Origin of the sequence: Cupriavidus oxalaticus (assembly GCF_016894385.1) — a bacterium.
In the GTDB taxonomy this organism is placed as follows: domain Bacteria; phylum Pseudomonadota; class Gammaproteobacteria; order Burkholderiales; family Burkholderiaceae; genus Cupriavidus; species Cupriavidus oxalaticus.
In genome coordinates this window covers 900,087-924,819 of sequence record NZ_CP069812.1, presented here as the reverse complement: position 1 = coordinate 924,819, position 24,733 = coordinate 900,087, and the positions used below count along the sequence as shown (strand labels likewise).

Genomic DNA, 24,733 nt, shown 5'->3' with positions numbered 1-24,733 from the left:
GCCCCCCGCCGGATGGCACCGGCGACACAAAAGGGCTTCCCAAGCCGTAAAAACGCTGCTAGTATTGCGGGCTGTTCCAGTTCACCGGAACTTGTTGCCGAAGTAGCTCAGTCGGTAGAGCAGCTCATTCGTAATGAGAAGGTCGGGGGTTCGATTCCTCTCTTCGGCACCAAAAGAATTCAGGGCATCGCCCACACAAACCCGGACAGCGTCACGCTCTCCGGGGTTTTTTGTTGCCTGCTCCTGCGCGGCGCGAGCGGTGCGAATCAAGCCAGCGCAAGCGGGTCTTCTTCCGTCTCGGTAGGCTCCCATCCTCGCGGCGTCTCGCGCATGACGATATGGATCGTGCGGTCGATCGCGTTCATGGCCTTCACAAGGCTCTTCACCCGCTCGTTGCCATCCATATGCGCGGCATACAGGACGCGCAGGACCAGATCGGCGGCCTTCGGAACACAGTCCTTCTTTTCCCAAATGGCGACGGCCTGGTCCGTACGCCCGAGCGCCTGGCCCAGCGTCGCTTGCGACATCAGCATGGCCTGGCGGATGTATCGGAATTCGGCGCCGGTCAGCTTGGCGCTCTTGCGGATCAGCGCGCCACAGATCGCCTTGACCAGCCCATCCAGGTCCTGGATCGAGACCGCGTCGCCGTAGGGCGTGTGCTTGATTTCATAGCCGTTGGCCAACCAGATATTTGGCAGCCCGCCGTCGGTGTAGTGGTGCATGGATAGCGAAGTCCCTGAAGTCCCTGAAGTCCCTGAAGTCGCTATAGGTTGATAGCCGTCACGACGATGCAGGCCGAGGCGCCTTCCGCCTCGAGCGCCACGACAATGCCAATGGGAGCGCCGGCACAGAACCGCTCCATCCTGCATAAGGTGTGGCCGGTCCTGATATCAGGCTCGGGCTCGCGACGGATGACGCCGAGCCGTAGTACGTCGAGTGCAACGGCCTTGGCGATATGCCTCTCCTGCATCTGCTGCTCCGCATGCGAGGTCCAGAAGATCCGCGCGGTGTCGCGGCAGAGTTTGCGGATATGCGTTTCCCAGTCTCTTTTGGCCCACGGCATGAGCTATAAAAATTATAGGTTGATCCAGAAACGGAAGCAATGCTGACACGCGCTTGGGTGATGAAACGACGCGACAGCGCTATCGGTGTCCGTGGTCGCAAAGCTCGTGCGGACGGGGCATTCTAGGCAGTGCCTTCAGCGCCGGCCGGACGCACCAGGTAGTTTCAGAAGGGGATCAATCGCACGGCCTGCCAGCCAGACTGGTTGTCAGCCATCAGACAGCGGGACGCAATGGCGCGCACGGTGCAGCCGCAGACGCGTCGGCCAAGACGTTCCAGCGAACGGGGATGAGACAGGCTACCGCCCCAACCGCCGCGCCCACCAATACCGGAACGGATGGTCGAAGTCGGGATAGAGCACCGGCTGGCTGAAGCAGCCAGCGTGCTTCATCAGGAGGTAGGCGACAAGCATGGTCGCCCAAAAAGCAAACAGGTCCACGATGCACGGCCACCCTTGTTTGCCAGGTGGCCGTTTTCATTATAGGGAGCGCTGCCGCTGCGGGGACGATACCGCACCCCGCACTTACCCTAACCAGGCAAGGTGGATCAGTACACCTCCGGCACGAACATCTCGTGCGGTACCGGATGCCGCACATAGTCCTCATGCCGCTCGCGCGCCGGCAGCACGATCGTGGGTGCATCCACGTCCTGGTAGGGCACCAGGCTGAGCAGGTGGTGGATGCAGTTCAGCCGTGCGCGCTTCTTGTCGTCGGCCTGCACCACCCACCACGGCGCCTCGGCGATGTGGGTGCGTTCGAGCATGGTCTCCTTGGCCTTGGTGTAGTCCTCCCAGCGCCGCTGCGATTCCAGGTCCATCGGGCTGAGCTTCCATTGCTTGAGCGGGTCGTGGATGCGGCTGAGGAAGCGCAGGCGCTGTTCGTCGTGCGTGATCGAGAACCAGTACTTGACGACCTGGATGCCGGAGCGGACCAGCATCTTCTCGAACTCGGGCACTGAGCGGAAGAATTCTTCGTACTGGTCGTCGTTGCAGAAGCCCATCACGCGCTCCACGCCCGCGCGGTTGTACCAGCTGCGGTCGAACAGCACGATCTCGCCGGCTGCGGGCAGGTGCGCCGCGTAGCGCTGGAAGTACCACTGGGTGCGTTCGCGGTCGTTGGGCGCGGGCAGCGCGGCCACGCGGCACACGCGCGGATTCAGCCGCTGCGTGATGCGCTTGATCACGCCGCCCTTGCCGGCGGCGTCGCGCCCCTCGAACAGGATCACCAGCTTGTGGCCGGTGGCCGCGACCCAGCTCTGCAGCCGCACCAGTTCGCCCTGCAGGCGGAACAGCTCGCGGAAATAGTGGCGGCGGCTGTCCTGTTCGGCCCCGTCGGGCAGGTGTACCGGGTCGCCGAAGGCTTCGCTGGCTTCGCGGTCGTCCAGTTCCAGTTCGATCTCTTCGTCGTAGTAGTCGGCCACTTCGTTGTGGATACGCCGTACCAGCTCTGCCTCGCCCGGTCTCATCTGCTCCTCCTGTCGGATACATCGCGGTCGCGCCGATGCTGGCACGCCAGTGTTGCAGCCGCGTGAACGGCTGCGCGCTATGCCGCCGGGTTGATGTTGTGGTTGTGGCGGAACAGGTTGCCCGGGTCGTAGCGGCGCTTGACCTCGACCAGCCGTGCGAAGTTGGGACCGTAGGCGGCGCCGACGCGGTCGGTTTCTTCCTGCGTCAGGAAGTTGACGTAGACGCTGCCCAGCGCGAACGGCGCCGCGGCGCGGAACACCTCGCGGGCCCAGCCGATGCAGGCGTCGTCTTCCGCCGGCGTGTCCCAGCGCCCGTGCAGGTTCATGATGAACTGCGCGTCGCGGTTGGCATAGGCGGTGGCGTCCGGCGCCACGCGGTTGGTCTGGCCGCCCATCGCGCCGACGAACACCTCGCATTGCGGCGACGGCAGCTTGCCGATCTGCTCGACCAGCATCGCGATCAGGCCGTCGTCGAGCCCGGCGAAGTTGTGCGACTTCCAGTAGTTGCGCGCCCCCGGCGTCAGCAAGGGATCGAAGGCCTGCTGCCATGCCGTGAACGGCATCGGTCCGACATGCTCGCCATAAGGCGTGCCCAGCTTGCGCAGCGGCTCGACCAGCGCGGCGCCATGCTCCGGCGGGCCGATATAGCAGATCGCCAGCGCGACGATCGGCTTGCCATGCGCCTCCGGTGGCAGGAACGGCAGCGGTGGCGCCTGGCGCAACACCGCCCATACCGTCAATTCATCCGGCATCGACTTGAACTGCTCGCGAAAGGCCGGCAGCACGGTGGGACCCTGCTCGAGCGGGTAGATGATCAGGCCGCCATAGACCTCGGGGCCGACCGGGTGCAGCCGGAACTCGAACATTGTGACCACGCCGAAATTGCCGCCGCCTCCGCGCAGTGCCCAGAACAGGTCGGGGTGCTCGTCGGCGCTGGCGCGCACCAGCTTGCCGTCGGCAGTGACCACTTGCGCGGAGACGAGGTTGTCGACGGTGGTGCCGAACTTGCGGCTGAGCCAGCCGAAGCCGCCGCCGAGGGTCAGACCCGCGACGCCGGTGGTCGAGTTGATGCCCAGCGGCGTGGCCAGCCCGAAGGCCTGCGCCTCATGGTCGAAGTCGCGCAGCGTGGCGCCGGGTTCGACCCAGGCACGCTGTGCCTGCGGGTCAATGCGCACCGAGCGCATCGCCGTCAGGTCGAGCACCATGCCGCCATCGCAGATCGCCAGCCCGCCGATATTGTGGCCGCCGCCGCGTATCGCCAGCAGCACGCCGTGCTCGCGCGCAACGTTGACCGCGGCGACGACGTCGGCGACGCCGGCGGCCTGCACGATCAGTTGCGGCCGGCGGTCGATCATCGCGTTCCAGATGCGGCGCGCTTCGTCGTAGGCGGCGTCGGCAGGCTGCAGCAGCCGGCCGCGTAGGCGCGCCTTCAGTGACTCAACATGTTCTTGGGATAACTGGCCCATGATCTGCCTCCCGATGCGGGTTGAAACCATCGGACGACGCGCGGCTGCCGGGGTGCAGGAAGATGGCCACGAGGACCGATGACTTCACCATTTAAGGCAGGGCCCTGCCGAATGTAAACGCGGCATGATCGGCGACGTGCAGTGCGCCCCGTCCAGGTGCCGCAACACGATCATGGCGCCGCGCCCGCCTATCATGGAAGCACTGCCGGCACGGTGCAAAACGGCGCCGACCGGCTACGCAATGGACACAACCAGCCCCCCTCCCCTGTTCCTGTGTGGCGATGTGATGACCGGGCGCGGCATCGACCAGATCCTGGCGCATCCCAGCGAGCCGTTGCTGCATGAGTCATATGTGCATTCGGCGCTCGACTACGTGCGCCTGGCCGAGCGCAAGGCGGGCCCGATGGCGCGCCCGGTGGCGCCGGCGTATCCGTGGGGCGACGCGCTCGCGGAACTCGACCGCCGCGGCGCATGGCCGCGCATTGCCAACCTGGAAACGGCGATCACCACCAGCGACGACGCCTGGCCCGGCAAGGCCGTGCATTACCGCATGCATCCGGACAATGTCGATTGCCTGCAGGCGGCATGCATCGACTGCGTATCACTGGCGAACAACCATGTGCTCGACTGGGGACGTGCGGGCCTGGCCGATACGCTGGCGGCGCTCGATGCTGCGCAGATTGCGCACGCCGGTGCCGGCCCCGACGAGGACAGCGCGATGCAGCCCGCGTGGCTGCCGCGGCCGGGCGGCCAGGCCGGCCGCATCGCGGTGTTCGCCTTCGCCATGCACAACTGCGGCACGCCGGCGGCATGGCGCGCCACCGCCGGCCACTCCGGCGTAAACCTGCTGGATGACTGGTCCGCCGCCTCGTGCGACCGCATTGCCGCGCGGATCGGCAAGGACAGGCGTGCCGGCGACCTCGTGGTGGCATCGATCCATTGGGGTGCCAACTGGGGCTACCATATCGATCCGGCGCAACGCGCCTTCGCGCACCGGCTGGTGGAACGGGCCGGCGTGGATATCGTGCATGGACATTCCTCGCACCATCCACTCGGCATCGAGCTGCATGCGGGCAAACCCATCCTCTACGGCTGTGGCGACTTCATCAACGACTACGAGGGCATCGGCGGCTACGACGACTATCGGCCGGACCTGGCGCTGATGGTGTTCGTCAGCTTCGATGCGGCAGGCAACGCAGACCTGCGGCTGGTGCCGCTGCGGCGCAGCCATTTCCGTCTCGAATATGCGGGTGAAGTCGACATCGCATGGCTGCTGGCGATGTTCGCCTACGAAGGACGCGCGCTCGGCACGCGTGTCGAGCGCAGCGGGCTGCACGAACTGCACATGTCGGCAGCAGGAGACGTGCCATAGGGCCGGCGCCACGAAAAAGCCCGCCTGCACGGCGTAATACCGTTCAGTTAAGGTATCAATCACTACTGTCATTCCCGCGCAGGCGGGAATCCAGCGTCTTAAAGCCCCCCGATGGGGGACAAAAAGTCGCTGGGTTCCCGCCTACGCGGGAACGACGGTGGTTAACTGAACGGCATTAGCCTGCACGGCGGGCTCATGCGGCACGTACCGTCAGGCGGCGGTGCAGCCGCTAGTGGCGGTGGATCATATGGTCGAACCATGTGCGCACCGACTGCTCCTGCTGCTGCAGCAGCGTCGGGTTCTTCTCGCGCAGGATCCAGATGACAATGGCGGCGCAGGCGACCAGAGCGATCAGCGCCAGTGCCGTGATCAGTGCGGCAGTCATGGCAACCTCCTGTGAGAGACTGGTTGCACCTTCAGTGTAGGTCGGATCGCGCGCGATGCACGTGCGTGCAAAAGAGGAAGGCCAGCCGCATTGGCTGGCCTTCCGGTATCTCAAGTGCCACGTGATTCGGTTCCGTGTAACGCTTCCACAGTTTGCTGGTCCGCTTCTGCATTCACTGCCCGAAACTAGCTCTCTCGCCCATCCTGCGGCACCCCAGGACATACCTGCAGGATAGTACAAATTCGGGAGCGGGGAAGGTCGCCGTCAGGTCACGGCAATACGGTCCTCGACCAGGCGGATCTGCCCACCAGGCTTGTCTTCCATCACCTTGAGCACGCGGCTGCCCACCTGCAGCGTGACGCCGCCATGGATGCGGCGCGCGGCGTCGATCACGGCATCGGCCGATGGCTGCATTTGCTGGCCCAGTTCGGCCAGGCGCCCTTCCAGCTCGAACAGGTCGCGCGACAGCTTGAACAGCGTCGCGCGCGCCTTCTCGCGCAGGTCGCCGACGGCCTTCTCCGGATGCGCGGCAAAGAACGCGACCAGTTGCTTGACCTTGTTCTGCTCTTCCAGCAGCCTGCGGCGGTCGGCCTCGAGCGCGGCACGTTGCGCGTCCGCGTAAGGGTTCAAGCCCACCTGCACGTTGGTGGCACTGCCGGCAGGGCTGCCGAGCACCGCGGCGCGCACCGCCAGCATGGCGCGCGTGCGCCCGCCGCTGATGCTGCCCTGCACGCCGGGGCCGCCGACCACGATGCGCTCGCCCGCGGCAACGTCGCTCTGGCGGATGCCGCTGTCGACGTTCACCTCGGTGCCGGCCTCGACCACGGCATTCTCGATGAAGCGCGCCTTGACCGCGCCCTTGCAGCGCACGCTGGCGCGGCTGATGCCGCCGTCGGAACGGCCGGTCTCGGCCTTGCCGATGATGCCGCCCCTGACCACGACATTGCCGCCGGCGTCGATGTCGGCGGCTTCGATGGTGCCTTCGACCAGCACGTCGCCGCTGACGCGCACCGACATCCCGGTACGGATATCGCCCGCCACGCGCAGCGTGCCGTCAAAGGCAACGTTGCCCGAATGCAGGTCGACTGCCTCCACCTGCACCACCGGGCTCACCGCAATGCCATGCACGCCGACCACCGGCGCGCCGGCGATCACGGCGACCAGCAGGTCAGGGTCGTCGGGATCGGCGGCGGCACCGGTCAGGCCCTCGGCAAAGGGTGGATCGTCCATGGGATCGGCGGTAATGGGCTTGCCGAACACGTCCACGCCGTCATGGCCGGGCACCGCCGGGACGCGGCGCATCAGCGGCGTGCCGGGGCTGACCAGCAGCAGGTTGCCAAGGTCGCGCAGGTCGACGCGCGAATCGCCTTCATCGGCCTGCGCCGGCTTGCGCGGCTGCAGCAGGTTGAGGAAGCGCGCCGGCTCGCCCTGGCGCGGCGCGACGCCGGCGGCAATGGTGCGCAGCTCGCAGCGGCCTTCGGCCAGCGCGGCGTCGAGCGCCAGCGCCTGGAGCGGCGGCACCACGCCGCGCTCGGCGACGGCGCGGCGGATATCGTCCTGCGTGACCGGGCGGCCGCCTTCGGCGGGCATCAGCGTGAGCCGCACGGCCAGGCCGTCGTTCGTGATATCGAGTTCGAACGCGCCATCGACCAGTACACCGATAGCGGCGTCGATTTCATGTTCGGCGCGCTGGCATTGCTGCAGGAACTGCGCGACAGCGCGTGCATCCAGCCTGGCGCCGGCCCAGCCCTGGCGGTCCAGGCACTGTTTCAGGCTGGCATGATCCGGCGCCAGCCTGCCTGGCTCCGGTACGTAGCGCGCATGCACCTGCTCGCCTGGCTCGGTCAGCTCCAGGCGCAAACCCGACTCGTGCATCATGAGTCCCCTGACATTTGGTGCGGAGCTGCATGCCGATCGGCCACGGCAGCCTGCCCGCGCTGGCGGACAGCGCAGGCCCGGGCGGCTGGCGCTCCACTTGTTATCGATCCATGACCATCGGCAGCGTGGTTGCGAAACTTGAGCGCACAACGCCCCCTGCCGAGGTGGGGGTGGGCCGGAACTTCGGTAAACTATCGGCATTTCCGGGGCGCGCCGCGTCCCGCAGCCTGTGCAGTCCTCATGTCAAATACCCACGAAATCCGCCCCGGCCAGTCCCTCGAGCTGCTCAAGGAACTCCATATCCTGACGCGCGACGGCAAGATGAACCAGGACAGCCGGCGCAAGCTCAAGCAGGTCTACCACCTGTTCCAGTTCATCGAGCCGCTGCTGCAGCAGGTCAAGGATGAGCGCGGCCGCGTCACGCTGGTCGACCACGGCGCCGGCAAGTCGTACCTCGGTTTCATCCTGTATGACCTGTTCTTCAAGGCTTTGAAGGACGACTCCCATATCTACGGCATCGAGACGCGCGAGGAACTGGTGAAGACCTCGCAGGCGCTGGCAGCGCGGCTGGGCTTTCCCGGGATGTCGTTCCTGAACCTGTCGGTGGCGGACTCGATCACCTCGCCGCAGCTGCCGCCGACCGTCGACGTGGTCACCGCGCTGCATGCGTGCAATACCGCCACCGACGACGCCATCCGCTTCGCGCTGGCCAAGCGCGCGCAGCACATCGTGCTGGTGCCCTGCTGCCAGGCCGAAGTGGCCAGCGTGCTGCGCAAGCACAAGGGCAAGCTGCTGGCGGGCAATCCGCTGACCGAGATCTGGCGCCATCCGCTGCATACGCGCGAATTCGGCAGCCAGGTGACCAATGTGCTGCGCTGCCTGCAGCTGGAGGCGCATGGCTACCAGGTCAGCGTGACCGAGCTGGTGGGATGGGAGCACTCGATGAAGAACGAGCTCATCATCGCCCAGTACAAGGACCTGCCGCGCCGGCGCCCGGCGGAGCGGCTGCAGAACGTGCTGGAAACGCTGGGGCTGGAAGAGATGAACGAGCGCTTCTTCACCGCTCCGGTTTCGGTCACGCCGGTCACGCCGGCCGAGCCAGCGTAAGTCAGTCTTTCGGGGGTAATGCCGTTCAGTTAAGGGATCAAGCCCCACCGTCATTCCCGCGCAGGCGGGAATCCAGCGTCTTTTGAAGTCACTGGGTTCCCGCCTTCGCGGGAACGACGGCGGCTAACTGAACGGCATTAGTCTTTCGGGAGCGGGTTTTTGCCGGTGGCCTTGTCTTCGGCTTCGTCCTCGCCCGCCATCACACGGCGCCAGCCCGCATGCCCCAGGCGGCGCATGGTCGCCTGGTTGCGCTCGTAGATATCCGCCGCATCCGGGAAGGCCGCCGCCGCGCGCGCGATGCTGTCCTCGCGCAGCAAGTGCAGGATCGGATACGGTGCGCGGTTGGTGTAGTTCTCGATATCGTCCGGCTCGCTATCGGCAAACTGGTACTGCGGATGGAAGCTGGCGATCTGCAGCGTGCCTGCCAGGCCCAGGCTGCCGAGCAGGCGGTCGGCGAAGTACAGCAGGTCGTTGTAGTCGAGGAAATCGGCCACCGCGCGGGGCAGGATCAGCAGCGTGGTGTCGATCTCCGCCGGATCCGTCTCATCGAGCAGGCGGAGCTCGCGCTCAAGCTCATCCAGCACATCCGGCGCTTCGGTCGCCGTGCTGACCACGTAGCGCACCTGCTCCTTCACATAGACGCTCTTGGCAAAGGGGCACAGGTTCAGGCCGATCACCGCGCGTTCCAGCCAGTGGCGGGTGGCGGCGATAACGGAATCTGCGGCGGCTGCGGAAGTGGCGGCGGAAGACATGATGGCAATACGGGGGAAACCGTCATTCTAGCGCTGCCGCAGGCTCTATAATCCGCGCGGAAACACCCTGCCCTCGCCCGACCGCCAATGTCCCTCGCCAATCCTTCCCCTTCGCTTTCCAACCGCCCCGACGTGGCAATCATCGGCGGCGGCCCGGCCGGGCTGATGGCGGCCGAGGTACTGGTGGCGCAAGGCCTCAGCGTGGCGGTCTATGACGCGATGCCGTCGGTCGGGCGCAAGTTCCTGATGGCCGGCAAGGGCGGCATGAACCTCACGCATGCCGAGCCGGAACCCGCCTTCCTCGGCCGCTATGGCGACCGTGCCGCGCAGATCGCGCCGATGCTTGGGGACTTCGGCCCGCAGGCGCTGCGCGAGTGGGTGCACGGGCTTGGCATCGACACCTTCGTCGGCAGCTCGGGCCGCGTTTTCCCGACCGACATGAAGGCCGCGCCGATGTTGCGCGCGTGGCTGCACCGGTTGCGCGAGGCCGGCGTGCAGTTCCATATGCGCCATCGCTGGCTGGACTGGCTGGACTGTCATGAGGGCGCGCCGCATACGCTGCGTTTTGCCACGCCGCAGGGCGAAGCATCCGTGTCCGCACGTGCCGTGGTGCTGGCGCTCGGCGGCGCAAGCTGGGCGCGGCTGGGATCGGATGGCGCGTGGGTGCCGCGGCTGACGGAGCGTGGCGTCGATGTCGCACCGCTGCGTCCCGCCAACTGCGGTTTCGATGCGGCATGGAGCGAATCGTTTGCCGACCGTTTCGCCGGCACGCCGGTCAAGCCGGTGGCGATCGCATTGACCGATCGCGACGGCAACGCACACTACCGCCAGGGCGAGTTCGTCATCAGCGCCACCGGCATCGAAGGCAGCGTGGTCTATGCGCTGTCGGCGCCGATCCGCGACCGGATCGAAGCCGATGGCAGCGCGGTGATCCACCTCGACCTGCTGCCCTCGCACACCGCGGAACAGGTCGGCAACGCAGTGAACCATCCGCGCGGGTCGCGTTCGCTGTCCAGCCACCTGCAGAGCCGGCTCGGCATCACCGGCGTCAAGGCCGGACTGCTGCGCGAATGCCTGGCGAAAGATGCGATGCAGGATCCCGGCACGCTGGCCGTATCGCTCAAGGCGCTGCCGCTGCGCCTGCTGCGCCCGCGGCCGATTGACGAGGTCATCAGCAGCGCCGGCGGCGTGCGTTTCGAAGCGATGGATGAACGGCTGATGCTGCGCGCCCTGCCCGGCGTGTTCTGCGCGGGCGAAATGCTGGACTGGGAAGCGCCCACCGGCGGCTACCTGCTGACGGCCTGCTTCGCCAGCGGACGCACCGCGGCGCTGGGCGCCGCGGCGTATCTGAGGCAAACCTAAGCCTGCTTGCCGCCGACGATGCTGAGCGCCACCGCTTCAGCGACCTCGATGCCATCGATCGCGGCCGAGTAGATGCCGCCGGCATAGCCCGCGCCCTCGCCCGCCGGGTACAGGCCCCTGACATTGATGCTCTGGTAATCGTCGTTGTTGCGGCGGATGCGCAGCGGCGACGAGGTGCGCGTCTCCACGCCGGTCAGCACCGCGTCATGCAGCGCGAAGCCCGGCAGCTTCTTGTCGATCTCCGGAATGCCTTCGCGGATCGCCTCGATCACGTAGTCTGGCAGCGACGTGCTCAGGTCGGTCGGCGTCACGCCCGGCTTGTACGAAGGCTCGACCGAGCCCAGCGACGTCGACGCACGGCCGGCGATAAAGTCGCCCACCAGCTGGCCCGGCGCGTTGTAGTTGCTGCCGCCCAGCTCGAACGCGCGCTCTTCCCACTTGCGCTGGAACTCGATGCCGGCCAGCGGGCCGCCCGGATAGTCGTCCGGCGTGATCCCGACCACGATGCCGGCGTTGGCATTGCGCTCGGCGCGCTTGTACTGGCTCATGCCGTTGGTGACCACGCGCCCCGGCTCCGACGCCGCCGCCACCACCGTGCCGCCCGGGCACATGCAGAAGCTGTACACCGAACGCCCGTTGCTGCAATGGTGCACCACCTTGTAGTCGGCGGCGCCCAGCAGCTTGTTGCCGGCGAACTTGCCGAAGCGGCTGCGGTTGATCAGCCCCTGCGGATGCTCGATGCGGAAGCCCAGCGAAAACGGCTTGGCCTCCATGAACACGCCGCGCTCGTGCAGCATCTGGAAGGTGTCGCGCGCGCTGTGGCCCACCGCCATGATGACGTGGTCGGCCTCGAGGTATTCGCCGTTGGACAGCTTCAGGCCGCGCACCCGGCCGCCATCGATTTCGATATCGTCGACGCGGGTCTCGAAGCGGATCTCGCCGCCCAGCTCGATGATCTCGGCGCGCATCTTCTCGACCATGCTGACCAGGCGGAAGGTGCCGATATGCGGGCGCGCCTTGTACAGGATGTCTTCCGGCGCGCCGGCGCGCACGAACTCGTTCAGCACCTTGCGCCCGTAGTGCTTCGGGTCCTTGATCTGGCTGTACAGCTTGCCGTCCGAGAACGTGCCCGCGCCGCCTTCGCCGAACTGCACGTTCGACTCCGGGTTGAGCACGCTCTTGCGCCACAGGCCGAACGTGTCCTTGGTGCGCTCGCGCACTTCCTTGCCGCGCTCCAGCACGATCGGGCGGAAGCCCGACTGCGCCAGGATCAGGCCGGCGAGCAGCCCGCACGGGCCCATGCCGATCACCACCGGGCGCAGCGCGGGCCCGCCCTGCGGGGCGCGCGCGACGAAGTGGTACTCCATGTCGGGCGTCACGCTCCAGTTGGGCTTGCCGGCCATGCGCTTGCGCGCCGCGGCTTCGTCGCTGACTTCGAGATCGATGATGTAGGTCAGCTTGATATCGGAGCGCTTGCGCGCATCGTGGGCGCGGCGGAATACGGTATAGCCGATCAGGCCGTCTCCCTTGACGCCGATCTGCGCGGCGCCGGCACGCACGGCGGCGTCCAGGTCGGCTTCGGTATGGTCGAGCGGGAGTTTGACTTCACTTAGACGTAGCATGGGGAACCCGGGAACTGCGGCCGGGGGGTTGGGCACACCAATGTGCCAGGCCGGCCGGAGCGCAATTTTATAGTTTTTCCGGCGCCGGGTCGGCAATCGGTTGCGGCCGGTGCCGCCATGGCGACGGCACGCGGCGCCTGCGCCACGCCAGCAGGCCCGCCAGGCGGTCGATCACGCCGAGCGGCATGGCGATGGTGAAGGCGGCGTCGCCGCGCGCCACGACCTGCAGCCAGCCACGCGCCGGTATGGCCAGCGTCTCGCCCGCGCGCAGGCGCCAGCGCGGGACGTGCCAGCTTTCGGCCAGCCATTGCGGCGGCCCGCTGACCTCGATCCGGCCGGCGCCGGCATGCAGCACCGTGCCGGCCGGCACGCACAGCTGCAGGCATTGTCCGGCGGACAGGCGCGTGGCGGACGCCGGCAAGACGCGCCCTGAAGTGTCGATCGATACGCTTGGCATGGCTTGGCTCCGGTAACAGATTCAGGCCTCCAGCCTATCGGCGGGCCCCAGCAAGCGGCAGGCACATCCCCGCGCAACCTCTACCGGAACAGCAGGACAAAATCGGGACTGTTACGATACAGGCGCCCCGCCTCTGTATCTGTACCCCGATGGCCAACCGCGCCACCATGCCGCCATGGAATCCACCCCGCTCTACCGCCAGGTTGCCGGCCACTACCGCCGCGCCATCGAATCCGGCACGCTGACCGCCGGCGACCGCATGCCGTCCGTGCGCGCGCTGATGGGACTGCACGGCGTCAGCCTGTCCACGGCGCTGCAGGCCTGCCGCCAGCTGGAGAGCGACGGCCTGCTCGAAGCCCGTCCGCGCGCCGGCTATTTTGTTTCGGCGCCGCTGCGCGCGCCGCTGGCACCGCTGACCGAACCCGACGCCGCGCTGCCCGACCCCGCGCAGTACGTCGGCATCCACCAGCGCATTTCGGGACTGCTGGCCCGCAGCCAGCACCAGCATGTCCATACCAACCTGGGCGGTGCCTACTGCGCGCCCTCGCTCTATCCCGCCGATGCGCTGCGCGGCGCCGCGGCGCGCGCCCTGCGCCGGCATCCGATGCTGTTCGCCGAGGCGGTCGAGCCGGAAGGCCATGCGCCGCTGCGCGGCGCCATCGCGCGCCAGGCGCTGCACGCGCGGATGCAGCTGGCGCCGGAGGAGATCGTCATCACGCACGGCTGCACCGAGGCGCTCAACCTGGCGTTGCGCGCGGTGGCCGGCCCGGGCGACGTGATCGCGGTGGAGTCTCCCACCTACTACGGCCTGCTGCAGATCCTCGAAAGCCTCGGCATGCGCGCGCTGGAAATCCCGTGCAGCCCGCAGACCGGGATCTCGCTCGAGGCGCTCGAGCTGGCGGCGCAGCACTACGACAATATCCGCGCGGTGGCGGTGGTGCCCAACCTGCAGAACCCGCTCGGCTGCATCATGCCGGACGCGCACAAGGCGCGGCTGGTGCAGTGGTGCGAGGCGCGCGGCATCGCGCTGATCGAGGACGACTGCTTCTCCGCCACCGCCGACGGCGATACCCAGCCGGCGGCGGCCAAGGCCTGGGATGGCAGCGGCAACGTGATCCACTGCGCCTCGCTGCACAAGGTGCTGGCGCCGGGCATGCGGCTCGGCTGGATCGCTGCCGGCAAATGGCAGCCGCGCGTCGAAATGCTCAAGTTCGGGCTGTCGCGGCCCAACGAGATGCTGTCGCAGATGGCCGCGGCGGACTTCCTCGCCAGCGGCGCGCATGAACGGCACCTGCGCCGTCTGCGCACGCGGCTGCAGCTGCAGCGCGAATGGTTCGCGCAGGCGGTGGCGGCCAGCTTTCCGGCGGGCACACGGCTGGGTGCGCCGCGCGGCGGCATGCACCTGTGGGTCGAGATGCCCGCGCAGGTATCGTCCGAGGCGGTGTTCGACCAGGCGCTGCAGGCTGGCATCCGCGTGATGCCCGGGGTGATGTTCTCCAACGCCGGGCGCTTCGACCATTGCCTGCGCATCAACTGCGGCACGCCGCGCTCGGCGCAGATCGAGCGGGCACTGGCCACGCTGGCCGGCATTGTGCACCGCCTGGCCGGCTAGCCGCGCGCGGGGCCACGCGCATTTTTGCAACACGCGCGCGACCGCGCGACCGGATTGACCTGCTTTTTACGCCCCGTTTGCCCCATTTGGCGCCGCCTCGCCTATCCTAATGCGCTGGCGCGGCGGCCTTGGCCCCGGCTGGTTCCCGGAAACGCTGCCAGGCCCCGCCACCAGACGGGAACAAGAACAAAGGAGAGTGGCCTTGAGCAGTCTATCCGCGGCATCGCGCAACCGCCCTGTCGGCACCGGGCCGGACAACAGCCTCGACGATTACCGGACGCTGTTCCGACTCGCCCCCGTGTCACTGTGGCTGGAAGACTTCAGCGACGTGCGGGTGCATTTCGAACAACTGCGCCGCGACGGGGTCACCGACCTGCGCGCCTACCTGCGCGCCAATCCGCACCAGGTGGCGCAGTGTTCGTCGCTGATCCGCGTGATCGACGTCAACCAGCGCACGCTCGACCTGTTCCATGCGGCCGACCTCGACGACCTCGTCGCCAACCTCGAGACGGTCTTCCGCGACGACATGTTCGACCAGCACGTGGAAGAACTCGGCCAGCTCTGGGACGGCGCCAACCGCTTCGCCAGCCAGACCGTCAACTACACGCTGGACGGCGAACGCCTCGACATCCGGCTCGAAGCCACGGTGATGCCCGGCCATGAAGGCACATGGGAGCGCGTGCTGCTGTCGATCGAGGACATCACCGCGCGCGCGCGCACCGAACGCGACTTGCGCCGCAGCGAGCAATACGCCGTCGGCCTGTTCGAGCACTCGCCGGTGTCGCTGTGGGTGGAAGACTTCAGCGCGGTCAAGGTGCTGCTCGATGAAGTGCGCGCGGCCGGCATCACCGACTTCCGCACCTTCCTCAACGTGCATCCGGACTTCGTCTCGCGCTGCATGCAGGAGATCCGCGTGCTCGACGTCAACCGGCAGACGCTGCTGATGTTCGGCGCCGAGTCCAGGGAGATCCTGCTGTCGCGCCTGGGCGACGTGTTCCGCGACGACATGCGCATCCATTTCGCCGAGCAGCTGATCGACCTCTGGCACGAAAAGCTGTGGCAGCAGCGCGAGGTCATCAACTACGCGCTCGACGGCCGCCAGGTCGACGTCTTCATGCAGTGGTCGGTCTTCCCCGGCTGCGAGGCCGACTGGGACCAGGTGCTGGTGTCGCTGACCGATATCACCGCGCGCAAGAAGGCCGAGGCCTATGTTGAATTCCTGGGCAAGCACGACGTGCTGACCAAGCTCTACAACCGCGCCTACTACGAAGACGAACTGTCGCGGCTGGGCCGCAAGGGCCCGTGGCCGGTCAGCGTGGTGGCGGTGGACCTGAACGGGCTCAAGGTGGTCAACGACCAGTTCGGCCACGGCGACGGCGATGGCCTGCTGCGCCGCACCGGCGAGGTGCTGAAGAAGGCGGTGGGCGAGCAGGCCTGCGTGGCGCGCATCGGCGGCGACGAATTCATGGTGCTGCTGCCCGGCCGCGACGAGCGCGGCGCCGCCACGGTGGTCGAGCAGATCGAAAAGGTGGTCGAGCTGAACAACACCTTCTATCCCGGCGTGCGCCTGAGCTTTTCCATCGGCCACGCCACCTGCGTGCAGGGCGAGCGCCTCACCGACGCGGTCAAGGTGGCCGACAGCCGCATGTACGAAGCCAAGCGCGCGCACTACGAGGCGCTGGGCAAGGAGCGTCGGCGCGAGAACTGAAGCAACCCGACGCAAAAGAGCCGGCTTGCGCCGTAATGCTGTTCAGTTAACCACTGTCGTTCCCGCGAAGGCGGGAACCCAGTGACTTCAAAAGACGCTGGATTCCCGCCTGCGCGGGAATGACAGTGGTGCTTGATGCATTAACTGAACGGTATTACGGCTTGCGCCGGCTCTTTTGCTGATGACATCGCGTACTACAGGAAGATGACCAGCGCCACGCCCCCCACGATCAGCCCGAACTTCGCCACGTAGTACAGCTGGCGGTTCCACGCCTTGAAGCGGCGGCGATATTGCCCGCCCAGCCAGACAAAGCGGAACAGCTTGTTGATCATGCCGGTCTGGTCGTGCTCGTCGTTGGGCGAGCTGGCCGCGGTCATGACCTTGCGGCCCATCCAGTGGTTGAACCTGGCGGCCCAGCCATAGCGCATCGGCCGCTCGATATCGCAGAACAGGATCAGCCGGTTGGCGTCGCTGCGGTTCTCGGCCCAGTGCAGGTAGGTCTCGTCGAACACCACGCCCTCGCCGTCGCGCCAGCTGTGGCGCTCGCCGTCGACCTCGATGAAGCAGCGGTCATCGTTGGGCGTGGACAAGCCCAGGTGGTAGCGCAGCGAGCCGGCGAACGGGTCGCGGTGCGGATTGAGCTTGCCGCCCGGCGGCAGCTCGGCGAACATCGCGGCCTTCACGCTCGGCAGCTCGCGCAGCAGCGCCACGGTCTTGGGGCACAGCACTTCGGCGGACGGGTGCTGGGCCTCGTACCACTTCAGGTAGAAGCGCTTCCAGCCGTACTTGAAGAACGAATTGAAGCCGGCGTCGTCGTTCTTGTCCGCGGCCTTGATCTTGCGCATCGCGGCCAGCGCCAGGCCTTCGTCGCGGATCTCCGGCCACGCGGCGCGCAGCTTCTCCAGGTCCGGGAAACGATCGACCGGGATATATGGCGTGCGCGGCACGCCCGAGAACGCGTACATGAAGCAGTTGATCGGCGCGACCAGCGCCGAATGGTCCAGCAGCTGGCGCCAGATCTTCAGCCTTACCTTGCCGCGGAAGTGCACATACAGGATGGCACCGAGGTAGCCCGCGACGATTATCCACTTGATCACCCGAAATCCTCCTGGTTGGCCGCCCTGGCGCGCACGATGACGGGCGCGGCGGGCCGGCTGGGCGAAAACCGGTATTTTAGCGAAATGGACGGCGCACCGCAGACAGTGGTGACTGCGGCACATCGCAACGGGAGGCTGTCAGGACTCGCGATCGGGCCCGCCGCGCGACTGGCGCGCAATCCGGTCGATCAGTGCCTGGGCATCTTCGGGCATGCCCTGCAGCGTCAGCAGGCGGGCGTTGAGCACCAGGTTCTCGAGCACCAGCTTCGCGGTCGAGGCCCACATCGTGGCCAGCAGCGCTTCCATCGGCATGCCGGACGCTTCCATCTGCTCCGAGCGCTCCGCGATCAGCCGGCAGGCCAGCTGGCGCAGCGCGCGGTCATCGAACGGCAGGTCGGCGTAGTCGATCGGGTCTTCCTTCTCGACCTCGGCCATCAGTTGCAGCAGGGTGTCTTCTGTCATGGGCAGACTCCTGGCAAAGCGTGAACGCAACGTTGCTATACGCGGAATTCCCCCGCCATGTCGGCGTCGGTGCGCGCCTCCAGACGGCCCGACCGGCACGCGGCGACGAACTGCCCATAGTCGCGCTCGACCTGGTCGGCATAGCCATTGGCGTAGCCTACCATCGCATCGGTCATCCGGTCGCTGCGCCCCAGGTAGCCGCTGACCTCGGCGGCCAGCCCGCTGCCCTTGGCATGCGCCCGCGCCAGCACCCAGCCGCACAGCGCGGCGTAGCGGCCGAAGACTTCCGCATCCATCAGTTCGAGCTGGGGCGAGAGCTTCATGTCGCGCAACTGCCGCATGTAAAAGTGCCGCCCGAACGGCCCCTTGGTCCAGCCCAGGAACAGGTCGCTGGCCGCCTGCATCAGGCGCTGGCCCTCGACCACGCGGCGCCCCTCGTGCGCCGCCTGCGGCCCCTTGAAAAAGCGCGCCACCACCGAGCGCCTGGCTTCCTTGACCTGGAGGAACAGCGGCTTGTCGTGCTGGTCGACCATCAGCAGGATCATGCAGCGCGTGCCGACGCTGCCGACCCCGACCACCTTGAAGGCCTGGTCGTGGCGCGTGAAGTGGCCCAGCAGCCGGCGCCGGTCGGGCGCCAGCGTCGACAGGTAGTCCTTGAACGACTGTTCCAGCGTCTGTTCGGGATCTGCCGCGGTCAGCCAGTCGTCGCCCGGATCGAACAGCGTCTGCTTGCCGCGTACATGAAACACGGCGGGAGGCGCGTCCAGGATCCGCCAGCGGCCTTCGACGCGTTCGGCCAGCTTGGGCAGCAGCGTTTCGTGGGTACGGTCGGCCGCGCGCTCGATGCCGCGGCGGATGCGTTTCTGCACATTGGGCGAGGTCTCTTCGTCCAGCAGCCGCTCGAAGGTGATGCGGTCGTACCAGGTGTCGAGCATGCCCATCCCGGCGTAGGCCTGCATCCGGTCCCGGTAGCTGCGCGCCGCCTGGCGCACCAGGTCGTCGGCGGTGTCGGCGGGATGGCGCAAATGGCGCGCAGCCACCACGAAGCTGGCGCACAGCCGCTTCAGGTCCCATTCCCACGGACCGGGGCTGGTTTCGTCGAAATCGTTGAGGTCGAACAGCAGCGCGCGTTCGGGTGTGGCATAGCCCCCGAAGTTGGCCACATGGGCATCGCCGCAGACCTGCATGGTCAGGCCCGTGTCGGGCGTGCCGGCGAGGTCGTGCGCCTGGATGATGGCGGTGCCGCGGTAGAAGGCGAACGGCGATTCCAGCATGCGGCCGTAGCGCAGCGGCACCAGCCGGGGCACGCGCCCCTCGCTGCTGATCTCGAGCAGCTTGACGGGATCGCGGTCCAGGTTGCCCAGCGCCTCGTGCGCCCCGCGTGGCACCTGCTGGCGAACGGCCTTGCCGCGATCGCGGCGCACCTCGACGGCATCCTGGGGATCCGCGCCGCTTGCCGGGTCCCTTCCCGGGCCGCCATCCGTTTCCGCGTCTTGCCGTATCGCCACGATGCCTCCCCTGCCGGCGCGCCGGCGGTTGTGCCATATGTGCAGCTTCTGTGGCACAAGCTAATGCAGCGCGCCGCGGCTTGTCAATCGACCGGCCGCGGCGGCAACTGTGGCGCTGCGAACCGTGGTGCTGCGGTCAGAGCGCCGGCGGCTGGCGGCGGAAACCGACGCCGAAGCGGTTCCACGCATTGATCATCGAGATCAGCAGGGTCAGGTCGGCAATTTCCTTTTCCGAGAACTGCTCGCGCACCGCGTTGTAGTCGGCGTCAGGCGCCTGGCTCTGCGGCAGCAGCGTCAGCGCCTCGGTCCACGCCAGCGCGGCACGCTCGCGCGCGGTGAACCAGCTCACTTCGCGCCATGCCGGCAGCAGGCTCAGGCGGCGATCGCTCTCGCCGTGCTTGCGCGCGTCGGTCACGTGCATGTCGAGGCAGAAGGCACAGCCGTTGATCTGCGAGGCACGGATCTTCACCAGCTCCTTCAGGCTGTTTTCCAGCCCGCAGCGGGCAATGTAGATCTCCACGCCGATCATGGCCTTGTAGGCGTCAGGGGCCACGTCTTGCCAGTTCATGCGTTCTTCCATGTCGATTCTCCAGGGATCCGGTTGAGTGATTGAGTTGAGTGATTGGCGGGCGCTGGCCCGTTGGACTCAACGATAGGCTTCGCGATTGGCTCCGTACACTGCCAATTTGCGTCAAACTTGGTAGACCAATTTCGGACAACGACCATGGAGCTCCATCTCGCGCTGGACCACGCCGGCGACCTGACCGCGCAGATCGTCCACCAGATCCGCGACGCCATCCAGGCCGGGCGCCTGGAAGCCGGCGCGCGCATGCCGCCCACGCGGCTGCTCGGCACGCAGCTGGGCGTCGCGCGCAAGACCGTGACCACCGCCTACGAGCGGCTGGTGGCGGAGGGCTGGCTGCACGCCCGCGTCGGCGACGGCACCTATGTTGCCGAGGGGCTGGCGCGCAAGCCGGTGCGCATCGCCGCCGCGCCGGTGCTGCCGCCGGCGGTGCAGCGCTGGATGGCGGTCGAGACGCCCTTCCTCGGGCCGGTCAGTGGTGCGCGCTATGCCTTCCAGCCGGGCCAGTCCGATGCCGCGCGCTTCCCGCACGAAGCCTGGTCGCGCTGCGTGCGCGCGGCACTGGCGGCGGAGCGGCAGCGCCCGCCCGGCCCCGCCGACCCGGCCGGCGAGATGCCGCTGCGGCAGGCCATTGCCACCCATATCGCCTTCACCCGTGGCGTGCAGAGTGCGCCCACCGACATCCTGGTCACCGGCGGCGCGCAGCAGGGCATCGACCTGGCCGCCCGGCTGCTGCTGGGGCCGGGCGCCGCGGTGGCCATGGAGGATCCCGGCTACCCGATGGCGCGCGCGCTGTTCCAGGGGCTGGGCGCGCGCGTGGTGCCGGTGCCGGTCGACGGCGAAGGACTGGTGGTGGAGGCGCTGCCCGGCGAGGCGACACTGGTCTTCGTCACGCCGTCGCACCAGTCGCCGCTGGGCGTGCCGATGAGCCTGGCGCGGCGGCAGGCGCTGCTCGACTGGGCCGCGCGCCGCCACGCAGTGATCCTGGAGGACGATTACGACAGCGAGTTCCGCTATGGCGGGCAAGCGCTGGACGCGCTGCAGACACTGGACCGCCACGGGCGCGTGGTGTACCTGGGCACGTTTTCCAAGACGCTGCTGGCCAGCCTGCGCGGCGGCTACCTGGTGGTGCCGCCATGGCTGATGCCGGCGGCGCGCAAGGTCAAGCACCTGATGGACTGGTACACCCCGACGCTGATCCAGCAGGCGCTGGCGCGCTTCCTGTCGGAGGGACACCTGCTGCGCCATATCCGGCGCTCGCACGCGCGCCATGCACAGCGGCGCGCGCGGCTGCTGGCGCGGCTGCACGGCGACCTGTCACCGTGGCTCGAAGCCCTGCCGGCCATGGCGGGCTTTCACCTGGCGGCGCGGTTGCGCGTGCCCGTGGCCAGCGACGCGCTGGTGGCGATGGCACGGCTCGCGGACCTGGAACTGGCCACCCTTGACCCCTTCTATGTCACGCCGCCGCCAACCTGCGCCGGCCTGCTGCTCGGCTTCGGCGCCATCGACCTGCTCGACATCGACCCGGCGCTCGACCGGCTGGCAATGGTACTCTCTGCCTTGGCCCCCGAGCCGGCGCGCGTCGTGTGATGCTGCCGCCACCCCGGCAAAAGTGCCGGCCTCAGGGTACGCACCGAATGCGTGGGAGCGCACGCACCGTCATACTGGCGTCCGCAAGCTTCCGTTGAACAAATCAAACGGAGCGCAGTCTCATTCGCACTTCCAACCACACCAGAGTCGCGTTCATGACCAAGCGTTTGTTGTCCGCCATGCGTCAGTACGCATGGTTTTCAGGGGTAAAGCATCATGTCGTGCAGGGCGTCGAAGCCCTGGCGGAACTGCTCAAGTCCCCTTCCGCCGCGGCGCGCGCCGTCGCGGCCGTGATCGCCGAAACCGAACACGGCGTGCAGGTCTGGGTCTCGTATCTCGGCAAGCCGCTGGACCCGCACACCAACTACGTGCTGTGGCCGAACCGCGCCCTGCGGGCGGCACGGCGCCGCATCCAACCCTCCCCGATCGAGCAGTTGCAGCTGCAGATGCGACGACGGCGCGACGAATAGCCGCGCCCTTCGTTGCATCGACGCAGCGCCCCGCCGATATCCGGTAACCGGCGCCGGGCGCCGGCGGCGCTCAGGCGTCCGCCCAGCGGCGCAGCAGGTTGTGGTAGACGCCGGTCAGGCCGATCACGGCTTCATGCGACTGGCCGAGTTCCTGCGCCGTCTGGCGGATGCGCCCGTCCATCTCGAACAGCAGCGAGCGCTGGCCATCGTCGCGCACCATGCTCTGGATCCAGAAGAACGACGACACCCGCGCGCCGCGCGTGACCGGCGTCACGTGGTGGACGCTGGTGGCCGGGTACAGCACCATATGCCCGGCCGGCAGCTTCACGCGTTGCTGGCCGTAAGTGTCCTCGACCACCAGCTCGCCGCCGTCGTACTGGTCCGGCTCGGTCAGGAACAGCGTTGCCGACAGGTCGCTGCGGATGCGGAAGCTGGTGCCACGCAGGTAGCGGATCGCGTTGTCGACATGGTTGGCAAAGGTGTGCCCGCCCTCGTAGCGGTTGAACAGCGGCGGATAGACCTTCAGCGGCAGTGCCGCCGAGAAGAACAACGCGTTGTTGCCCAGCGCATCCTGGATCAGGTCGCCAACCTGGCGCGCCGCTGGCGAGCCTTCGGGCAGCTGGAGGTTGCGCTTGGCCAGCGCCGACTGGTAGCCCGAGGTTTCATTGCCATCGGTCCATGGCGCGGCGTCGATGATCTGCCGGACCTGCGCCACCTGGGCCTTGGAAAGTACGTCTGGAATCTGCAGCAACATGGTGGCGACAACCTTTGGGCAAGAATGGGGAAAGCGCGCACGCCGGACGGACGCGTCGTGAACGCGTATTGTATGTGAACCCGGATATCTCTCGAACAAGAATCATTATTGTTTGAGCTTGCGCAGGCGCCGGCTCCACTACAATGGTTTTTGTATTCCCGTCATCGCCAAGGAGAAGACATGTCCGAACCGCTGCACGACGAAGCGCTGGTCAATCTCTATCTGGAACGAATTTCAGCCCTGTCTGTGAGCGCCTTCGATGGTGCCGATGTTAGCGCCGAGCTCGATGCCGTGATGCGCGAAGCGGTAGCCAAATGCCAGGCGGCAGGCGGTCCGCAGGCACAAGGCACACTGGCGGTGCTGGCCAAGCGATTGCAGGAGCGCGCCGATGCAGCCGAGCGCGAAGACCAGTCGCTGGTGCGCAATACCTTCCTGCAGGCGGCGCAACGATTGCCGGCCTGACGACGAGCAAGCACCGCGCGCGATCATCGCGGAGGTTCGCAGTTCAGTTCGGAGCTGGGAATGAATCAGGCCGGACGGCCTTGTGAACAACACCCTGAAGAATTGCGGCGGATGCCGCGAAAGGTGTTGGTTGCGGGGGCAGGACTTGAACCTGCGACCTTCGGGTTATGAGCCCGACGAGCTGCCAACTGCTCCACCCCGCGTCTGAAGAAAAAGATTATGCCGGATTCACGCACATCTGGCAAGTCTTTTCTTGGCCATCGATCACCATGGATCATGCCGTGATCTATGCCATGGCGAAGCGCGCACCGGCATCACTCGGGCGGCGGCCCGAGCAGGCGGTCCACCAGCGCATAGCCGGCACCGAATGCCGCCACCTCCGCCGCATGGCGCGTGGCGAACTGCTGCGAGCCGCTCACCAGCACTTCGGTATCGCCCGCATCGGCGGGATCGACGCCCTCCTGGGCCACGCGCACTTCATAGCCCCATCGACCGATGCTGCCCTGGCCCTGCGGCGACACCTGGACGTAGACATCCATGTCGCGGTACTGCTCGACGCGCCAGTCGTTTTCCATGCCATTGCTCCGGTTTGGCTTGTACTGCCCTTGAGTCGAGCCTAGGAGGCGGCAAGGACGCGCGCAAGCCGTGGCGCAGCAAAAACGCTGGCGGCGCGGGGACTACAAGCGATGGGAAAGACAGGGAGAGAGGCAGGAAAACAAAAAGGGCTTCCGTTTCCGGAAGCCCTTTTCTTACTGCATAGGTGGCGCGGCTGGCAGGATTCGAACCCACGACCCCTTGGTTCGTAGCCAAGTACTCTATCCAACTGAGCTACAGCCGCACTCGAGAAAAGAGATTATATCTGAGATTTCAGATTTGTGAACCCCCCTCGACACTTTTTTCGCATCTTTTTGCGAGCGTGAGCCTGCCCGCAGCGTTTTTCTATAATGGGAACCCGAAGATGTGATCCGGACCATGAACAAGGCATTTGTCAAAGAGTCCTCTGGCGACGAGGACGACGACCTCCCCGAAGGCGCGACGCCGCTGCCACCCGGCACCAAGAACTACATCACCGCCGAAGGCTACAACCGCCTGCGCAATGAGCTGATGCAGCTGATCGACGTCGACCGGCCCGATGTGGTGCAGATCGTGTCGTGGGCGGCATCCAATGGCGACCGCTCCGAGAACGGCGACTATCTCTACGGCAAGAAGCGCCTGCGCGAGATCGACCGCCGCATCCGCTTCCTGACGCGCCGCCTGGACAAGGCCGAGGTGGTCGATCCCTCATTGCAGGGCGACAACGACCAGATCTTCTTCGGCGCCACCGTCACCTACGCCAACCGCGCCGGCGAAGAGACCACCATCACCATCGTGGGCATGGACGAAGTGGACCTGGACAGCAACCGCGTGAGCTGGATCTCGCCGATCGCCAAGGCGCTGATCAAGGCGCGCGAAGGCGACACCGTGCCGCTGCGCACGCCGGCCGGGGTCGAGCAGATCGACATCCTGGAAGTCAGCTACCCGCGCCGGGAACAATAGCCAGGAGGCCGTTTTAGGGCGGTC

24 protein-coding genes and 3 tRNA genes are annotated in these 24,733 nt (G+C 67.0%); 10 read left to right on the top strand and 17 right to left on the bottom strand.

What is annotated here, in order from left to right; all coding sequences use genetic code 11:
- Positions 1-96 precede the first annotated feature (96 nt).
- Positions 97-172: transfer RNA gene (locus tag JTE92_RS16610), tRNA-Thr, on the top strand.
- A 94-nt stretch (positions 173-266) separates the two neighbouring features.
- On the opposite strand, the gene JTE92_RS16605 is transcribed toward JTE92_RS16610, so the two are convergent.
- The 4 genes from JTE92_RS16605 to JTE92_RS16590 all read right to left on the bottom strand — a co-directional run bounded on the left by JTE92_RS16605 (position 267) and on the right by JTE92_RS16590 (position 3,992).
- Entirely contained in the window at positions 267-722 is a 456-nt protein-coding gene (locus JTE92_RS16605) for a hypothetical protein (protein WP_063237168.1), read from the bottom strand.
- Positions 723-763: 41 nt separating this feature from the next.
- The gene (locus JTE92_RS16600) at positions 764-1,063 is read right to left on the bottom strand and encodes a DUF4258 domain-containing protein (RefSeq protein ID WP_063237167.1); all 300 of its coding nucleotides are present in this window, start codon (positions 1,061-1,063) and stop codon (positions 764-766) included.
- A gap of 545 nt (positions 1,064-1,608) precedes the next feature.
- Complete coding sequence (ppk2, locus tag JTE92_RS16595) at positions 1,609-2,526, bottom strand: polyphosphate kinase 2 (RefSeq protein ID WP_063237166.1); 918 nt, start codon at positions 2,524-2,526, stop codon at positions 1,609-1,611.
- A 77-nt stretch (positions 2,527-2,603) separates the two neighbouring features.
- Complete coding sequence (locus JTE92_RS16590; RefSeq protein WP_063237165.1) at positions 2,604-3,992, bottom strand: FAD-binding oxidoreductase; 1,389 nt, start codon at positions 3,990-3,992, stop codon at positions 2,604-2,606.
- A gap of 241 nt (positions 3,993-4,233) precedes the next feature.
- On the opposite strand from JTE92_RS16590, the gene JTE92_RS16585 reads away from it, so the two are divergent.
- Positions 4,234-5,364, top strand: coding sequence for a CapA family protein (locus JTE92_RS16585; RefSeq protein ID WP_063237199.1), 1,131 nt, complete (start codon positions 4,234-4,236; stop codon positions 5,362-5,364).
- Between the two features lie 229 nt (positions 5,365-5,593).
- Here JTE92_RS16585 and JTE92_RS16580 read toward each other — a convergent pair whose 3' ends face one another.
- Together JTE92_RS16580 and JTE92_RS16575 are read right to left on the bottom strand one after the other, a co-directional pair.
- Entirely contained in the window at positions 5,594-5,749 is a 156-nt protein-coding gene (locus JTE92_RS16580; RefSeq protein ID WP_167525686.1) for a hypothetical protein, read from the bottom strand.
- A gap of 264 nt (positions 5,750-6,013) precedes the next feature.
- The gene (locus JTE92_RS16575) at positions 6,014-7,627 is read right to left on the bottom strand and encodes a flagellar assembly protein A (protein ID WP_063237164.1); all 1,614 of its coding nucleotides are present in this window, start codon (positions 7,625-7,627) and stop codon (positions 6,014-6,016) included.
- A 240-nt stretch (positions 7,628-7,867) separates the two neighbouring features.
- On the opposite strand from JTE92_RS16575, the gene JTE92_RS16570 reads away from it, so the two are divergent.
- On the top strand, positions 7,868-8,734 hold the full coding sequence (locus JTE92_RS16570) for a class I SAM-dependent methyltransferase (protein ID WP_063237163.1): 867 nt from the start codon (positions 7,868-7,870) through the stop codon (positions 8,732-8,734).
- 137 nt (positions 8,735-8,871) lie between these two features.
- Here JTE92_RS16570 and JTE92_RS16565 read toward each other — a convergent pair whose 3' ends face one another.
- Positions 8,872-9,486: a DUF1415 domain-containing protein gene (locus JTE92_RS16565; protein WP_063237162.1), complete on the bottom strand. Its 615-nt coding sequence runs from the start codon at positions 9,484-9,486 to the stop codon at positions 8,872-8,874.
- 87 nt (positions 9,487-9,573) lie between these two features.
- Here JTE92_RS16565 and JTE92_RS16560 point away from each other — a divergent pair, with 87 nt between their 5' ends.
- Complete coding sequence (locus JTE92_RS16560) at positions 9,574-10,848, top strand: TIGR03862 family flavoprotein (RefSeq protein ID WP_063237161.1); 1,275 nt, start codon at positions 9,574-9,576, stop codon at positions 10,846-10,848.
- Here the strand turns inward: JTE92_RS16560 and JTE92_RS16555 are convergent.
- The gene (locus tag JTE92_RS16555; RefSeq protein WP_063237160.1) at positions 10,845-12,470 is read right to left on the bottom strand and encodes an NAD(P)/FAD-dependent oxidoreductase; all 1,626 of its coding nucleotides are present in this window, start codon (positions 12,468-12,470) and stop codon (positions 10,845-10,847) included. The two genes, JTE92_RS16560 and JTE92_RS16555, sit on opposite strands and share 4 nt — an antisense overlap.
- Positions 12,471-12,537: 67 nt before the next feature.
- Entirely contained in the window at positions 12,538-12,927 is a 390-nt protein-coding gene (locus JTE92_RS16550; protein ID WP_063237159.1) for a hypothetical protein, read from the bottom strand.
- Positions 12,928-13,102: 175 nt separating this feature from the next.
- On the opposite strand from JTE92_RS16550, the gene JTE92_RS16545 reads away from it, so the two are divergent.
- Together JTE92_RS16545 and JTE92_RS16540 are read left to right on the top strand one after the other, a co-directional pair.
- Positions 13,103-14,539 (top strand): aminotransferase-like domain-containing protein, encoded by a 1,437-nt coding sequence (locus tag JTE92_RS16545; RefSeq protein WP_063237158.1) that lies wholly within the window; start codon positions 13,103-13,105, stop codon positions 14,537-14,539.
- A gap of 202 nt (positions 14,540-14,741) precedes the next feature.
- Positions 14,742-16,247 (top strand): sensor domain-containing diguanylate cyclase, encoded by a 1,506-nt coding sequence (locus JTE92_RS16540; RefSeq protein WP_174544830.1) that lies wholly within the window; start codon positions 14,742-14,744, stop codon positions 16,245-16,247.
- A gap of 194 nt (positions 16,248-16,441) precedes the next feature.
- On the opposite strand, the gene lpxO is transcribed toward JTE92_RS16540, so the two are convergent.
- The 4 genes from lpxO to JTE92_RS16520 all read right to left on the bottom strand — a co-directional run bounded on the left by lpxO (position 16,442) and on the right by JTE92_RS16520 (position 19,894).
- A complete protein-coding gene (gene lpxO / locus JTE92_RS16535) occupies positions 16,442-17,344 on the bottom strand; it encodes a lipid A hydroxylase LpxO (protein ID WP_063237157.1) in 903 nt (300 codons plus the stop codon).
- 138 nt (positions 17,345-17,482) lie between these two features.
- The gene (locus JTE92_RS16530; protein ID WP_063237156.1) at positions 17,483-17,806 is read right to left on the bottom strand and encodes a hypothetical protein; all 324 of its coding nucleotides are present in this window, start codon (positions 17,804-17,806) and stop codon (positions 17,483-17,485) included.
- A 35-nt stretch (positions 17,807-17,841) separates the two neighbouring features.
- Positions 17,842-19,230, bottom strand: coding sequence for a DUF2252 domain-containing protein (locus JTE92_RS16525; protein ID WP_232353345.1), 1,389 nt, complete (start codon positions 19,228-19,230; stop codon positions 17,842-17,844).
- Positions 19,231-19,450: 220 nt separating this feature from the next.
- Entirely contained in the window at positions 19,451-19,894 is a 444-nt protein-coding gene (locus tag JTE92_RS16520) for a carboxymuconolactone decarboxylase family protein (RefSeq protein WP_063237155.1), read from the bottom strand.
- A gap of 144 nt (positions 19,895-20,038) precedes the next feature.
- Between JTE92_RS16520 and pdxR the strand changes: the two genes are divergently transcribed.
- Positions 20,039-21,487: a MocR-like pyridoxine biosynthesis transcription factor PdxR gene (gene pdxR, locus JTE92_RS16515; RefSeq protein ID WP_063237154.1), complete on the top strand. Its 1,449-nt coding sequence runs from the start codon at positions 20,039-20,041 to the stop codon at positions 21,485-21,487.
- Positions 21,488-21,642: 155 nt separating this feature from the next.
- Positions 21,643-21,957, top strand: a complete 315-nt coding sequence (locus JTE92_RS16510; RefSeq protein WP_063237153.1) for a hypothetical protein — start codon at positions 21,643-21,645, stop codon at positions 21,955-21,957.
- Between the two features lie 70 nt (positions 21,958-22,027).
- On the opposite strand, the gene JTE92_RS16505 is transcribed toward JTE92_RS16510, so the two are convergent.
- On the bottom strand, positions 22,028-22,711 hold the full coding sequence (locus tag JTE92_RS16505; protein WP_063237152.1) for a Fe2+-dependent dioxygenase: 684 nt from the start codon (positions 22,709-22,711) through the stop codon (positions 22,028-22,030).
- A 180-nt stretch (positions 22,712-22,891) separates the two neighbouring features.
- Here JTE92_RS16505 and JTE92_RS16500 point away from each other — a divergent pair, with 180 nt between their 5' ends.
- Entirely contained in the window at positions 22,892-23,173 is a 282-nt protein-coding gene (locus JTE92_RS16500) for a hypothetical protein (RefSeq protein WP_063237151.1), read from the top strand.
- 127 nt (positions 23,174-23,300) lie between these two features.
- Here the strand turns inward: JTE92_RS16500 and JTE92_RS16495 are convergent.
- The 3 genes from JTE92_RS16495 to JTE92_RS16485 all read right to left on the bottom strand — a co-directional run bounded on the left by JTE92_RS16495 (position 23,301) and on the right by JTE92_RS16485 (position 24,011).
- Positions 23,301-23,376: transfer RNA gene (locus JTE92_RS16495), tRNA-Met, on the bottom strand.
- Between the two features lie 111 nt (positions 23,377-23,487).
- Positions 23,488-23,748, bottom strand: coding sequence for a hypothetical protein (locus tag JTE92_RS16490; protein ID WP_063237150.1), 261 nt, complete (start codon positions 23,746-23,748; stop codon positions 23,488-23,490).
- Positions 23,749-23,934: 186 nt separating this feature from the next.
- Positions 23,935-24,011: transfer RNA gene (locus tag JTE92_RS16485), tRNA-Arg, on the bottom strand.
- A 134-nt stretch (positions 24,012-24,145) separates the two neighbouring features.
- Between JTE92_RS16485 and greB the strand changes: the two genes are divergently transcribed.
- A complete protein-coding gene (greB, locus tag JTE92_RS16480; protein ID WP_063237149.1) occupies positions 24,146-24,709 on the top strand; it encodes a transcription elongation factor GreB in 564 nt (187 codons plus the stop codon).
- The last annotated feature ends 24 nt before the right edge of the window (positions 24,710-24,733 follow it).

Coding starts and splice junctions, on each gene's coding strand:
- JTE92_RS16500 (WP_063237151.1), top strand. CDS start 22,892: ATGTCCGAACCGCTGCACGACGAAGCGCTGGTCAATCTCTATCTGGAA.
- JTE92_RS16510 (WP_063237153.1), top strand. CDS start 21,643: ATGACCAAGCGTTTGTTGTCCGCCATGCGTCAGTACGCATGGTTTTCA.
- JTE92_RS16600 (WP_063237167.1), bottom strand. CDS start 1,063: ATGCCGTGGGCCAAAAGAGACTGGGAAACGCATATCCGCAAACTCTGC.
- JTE92_RS16580 (WP_167525686.1), bottom strand. CDS start 5,749: ATGACTGCCGCACTGATCACGGCACTGGCGCTGATCGCTCTGGTCGCC.
- greB (WP_063237149.1), top strand. CDS start 24,146: ATGAACAAGGCATTTGTCAAAGAGTCCTCTGGCGACGAGGACGACGAC.
- JTE92_RS16590 (WP_063237165.1), bottom strand. CDS start 3,992: ATGGGCCAGTTATCCCAAGAACATGTTGAGTCACTGAAGGCGCGCCTA.
- pdxR (WP_063237154.1), top strand. CDS start 20,039: ATGGAGCTCCATCTCGCGCTGGACCACGCCGGCGACCTGACCGCGCAG.
- JTE92_RS16565 (WP_063237162.1), bottom strand. CDS start 9,486: ATGTCTTCCGCCGCCACTTCCGCAGCCGCCGCAGATTCCGTTATCGCC.
- JTE92_RS16575 (WP_063237164.1), bottom strand. CDS start 7,627: ATGATGCACGAGTCGGGTTTGCGCCTGGAGCTGACCGAGCCAGGCGAG.
- JTE92_RS16550 (WP_063237159.1), bottom strand. CDS start 12,927: ATGCCAAGCGTATCGATCGACACTTCAGGGCGCGTCTTGCCGGCGTCC.
- JTE92_RS16585 (WP_063237199.1), top strand. CDS start 4,234: ATGGACACAACCAGCCCCCCTCCCCTGTTCCTGTGTGGCGATGTGATG.
- ppk2 (WP_063237166.1), bottom strand. CDS start 2,526: ATGAGACCGGGCGAGGCAGAGCTGGTACGGCGTATCCACAACGAAGTG.
- JTE92_RS16605 (WP_063237168.1), bottom strand. CDS start 722: ATGCACCACTACACCGACGGCGGGCTGCCAAATATCTGGTTGGCCAAC.
- JTE92_RS16560 (WP_063237161.1), top strand. CDS start 9,574: ATGTCCCTCGCCAATCCTTCCCCTTCGCTTTCCAACCGCCCCGACGTG.
- JTE92_RS16530 (WP_063237156.1), bottom strand. CDS start 17,806: ATGACAGAAGACACCCTGCTGCAACTGATGGCCGAGGTCGAGAAGGAA.
- JTE92_RS16570 (WP_063237163.1), top strand. CDS start 7,868: ATGTCAAATACCCACGAAATCCGCCCCGGCCAGTCCCTCGAGCTGCTC.
- JTE92_RS16555 (WP_063237160.1), bottom strand. CDS start 12,470: ATGCTACGTCTAAGTGAAGTCAAACTCCCGCTCGACCATACCGAAGCC.
- JTE92_RS16520 (WP_063237155.1), bottom strand. CDS start 19,894: ATGGAAGAACGCATGAACTGGCAAGACGTGGCCCCTGACGCCTACAAG.
- JTE92_RS16545 (WP_063237158.1), top strand. CDS start 13,103: ATGGAATCCACCCCGCTCTACCGCCAGGTTGCCGGCCACTACCGCCGC.
- JTE92_RS16505 (WP_063237152.1), bottom strand. CDS start 22,711: ATGTTGCTGCAGATTCCAGACGTACTTTCCAAGGCCCAGGTGGCGCAG.
- JTE92_RS16490 (WP_063237150.1), bottom strand. CDS start 23,748: ATGGAAAACGACTGGCGCGTCGAGCAGTACCGCGACATGGATGTCTAC.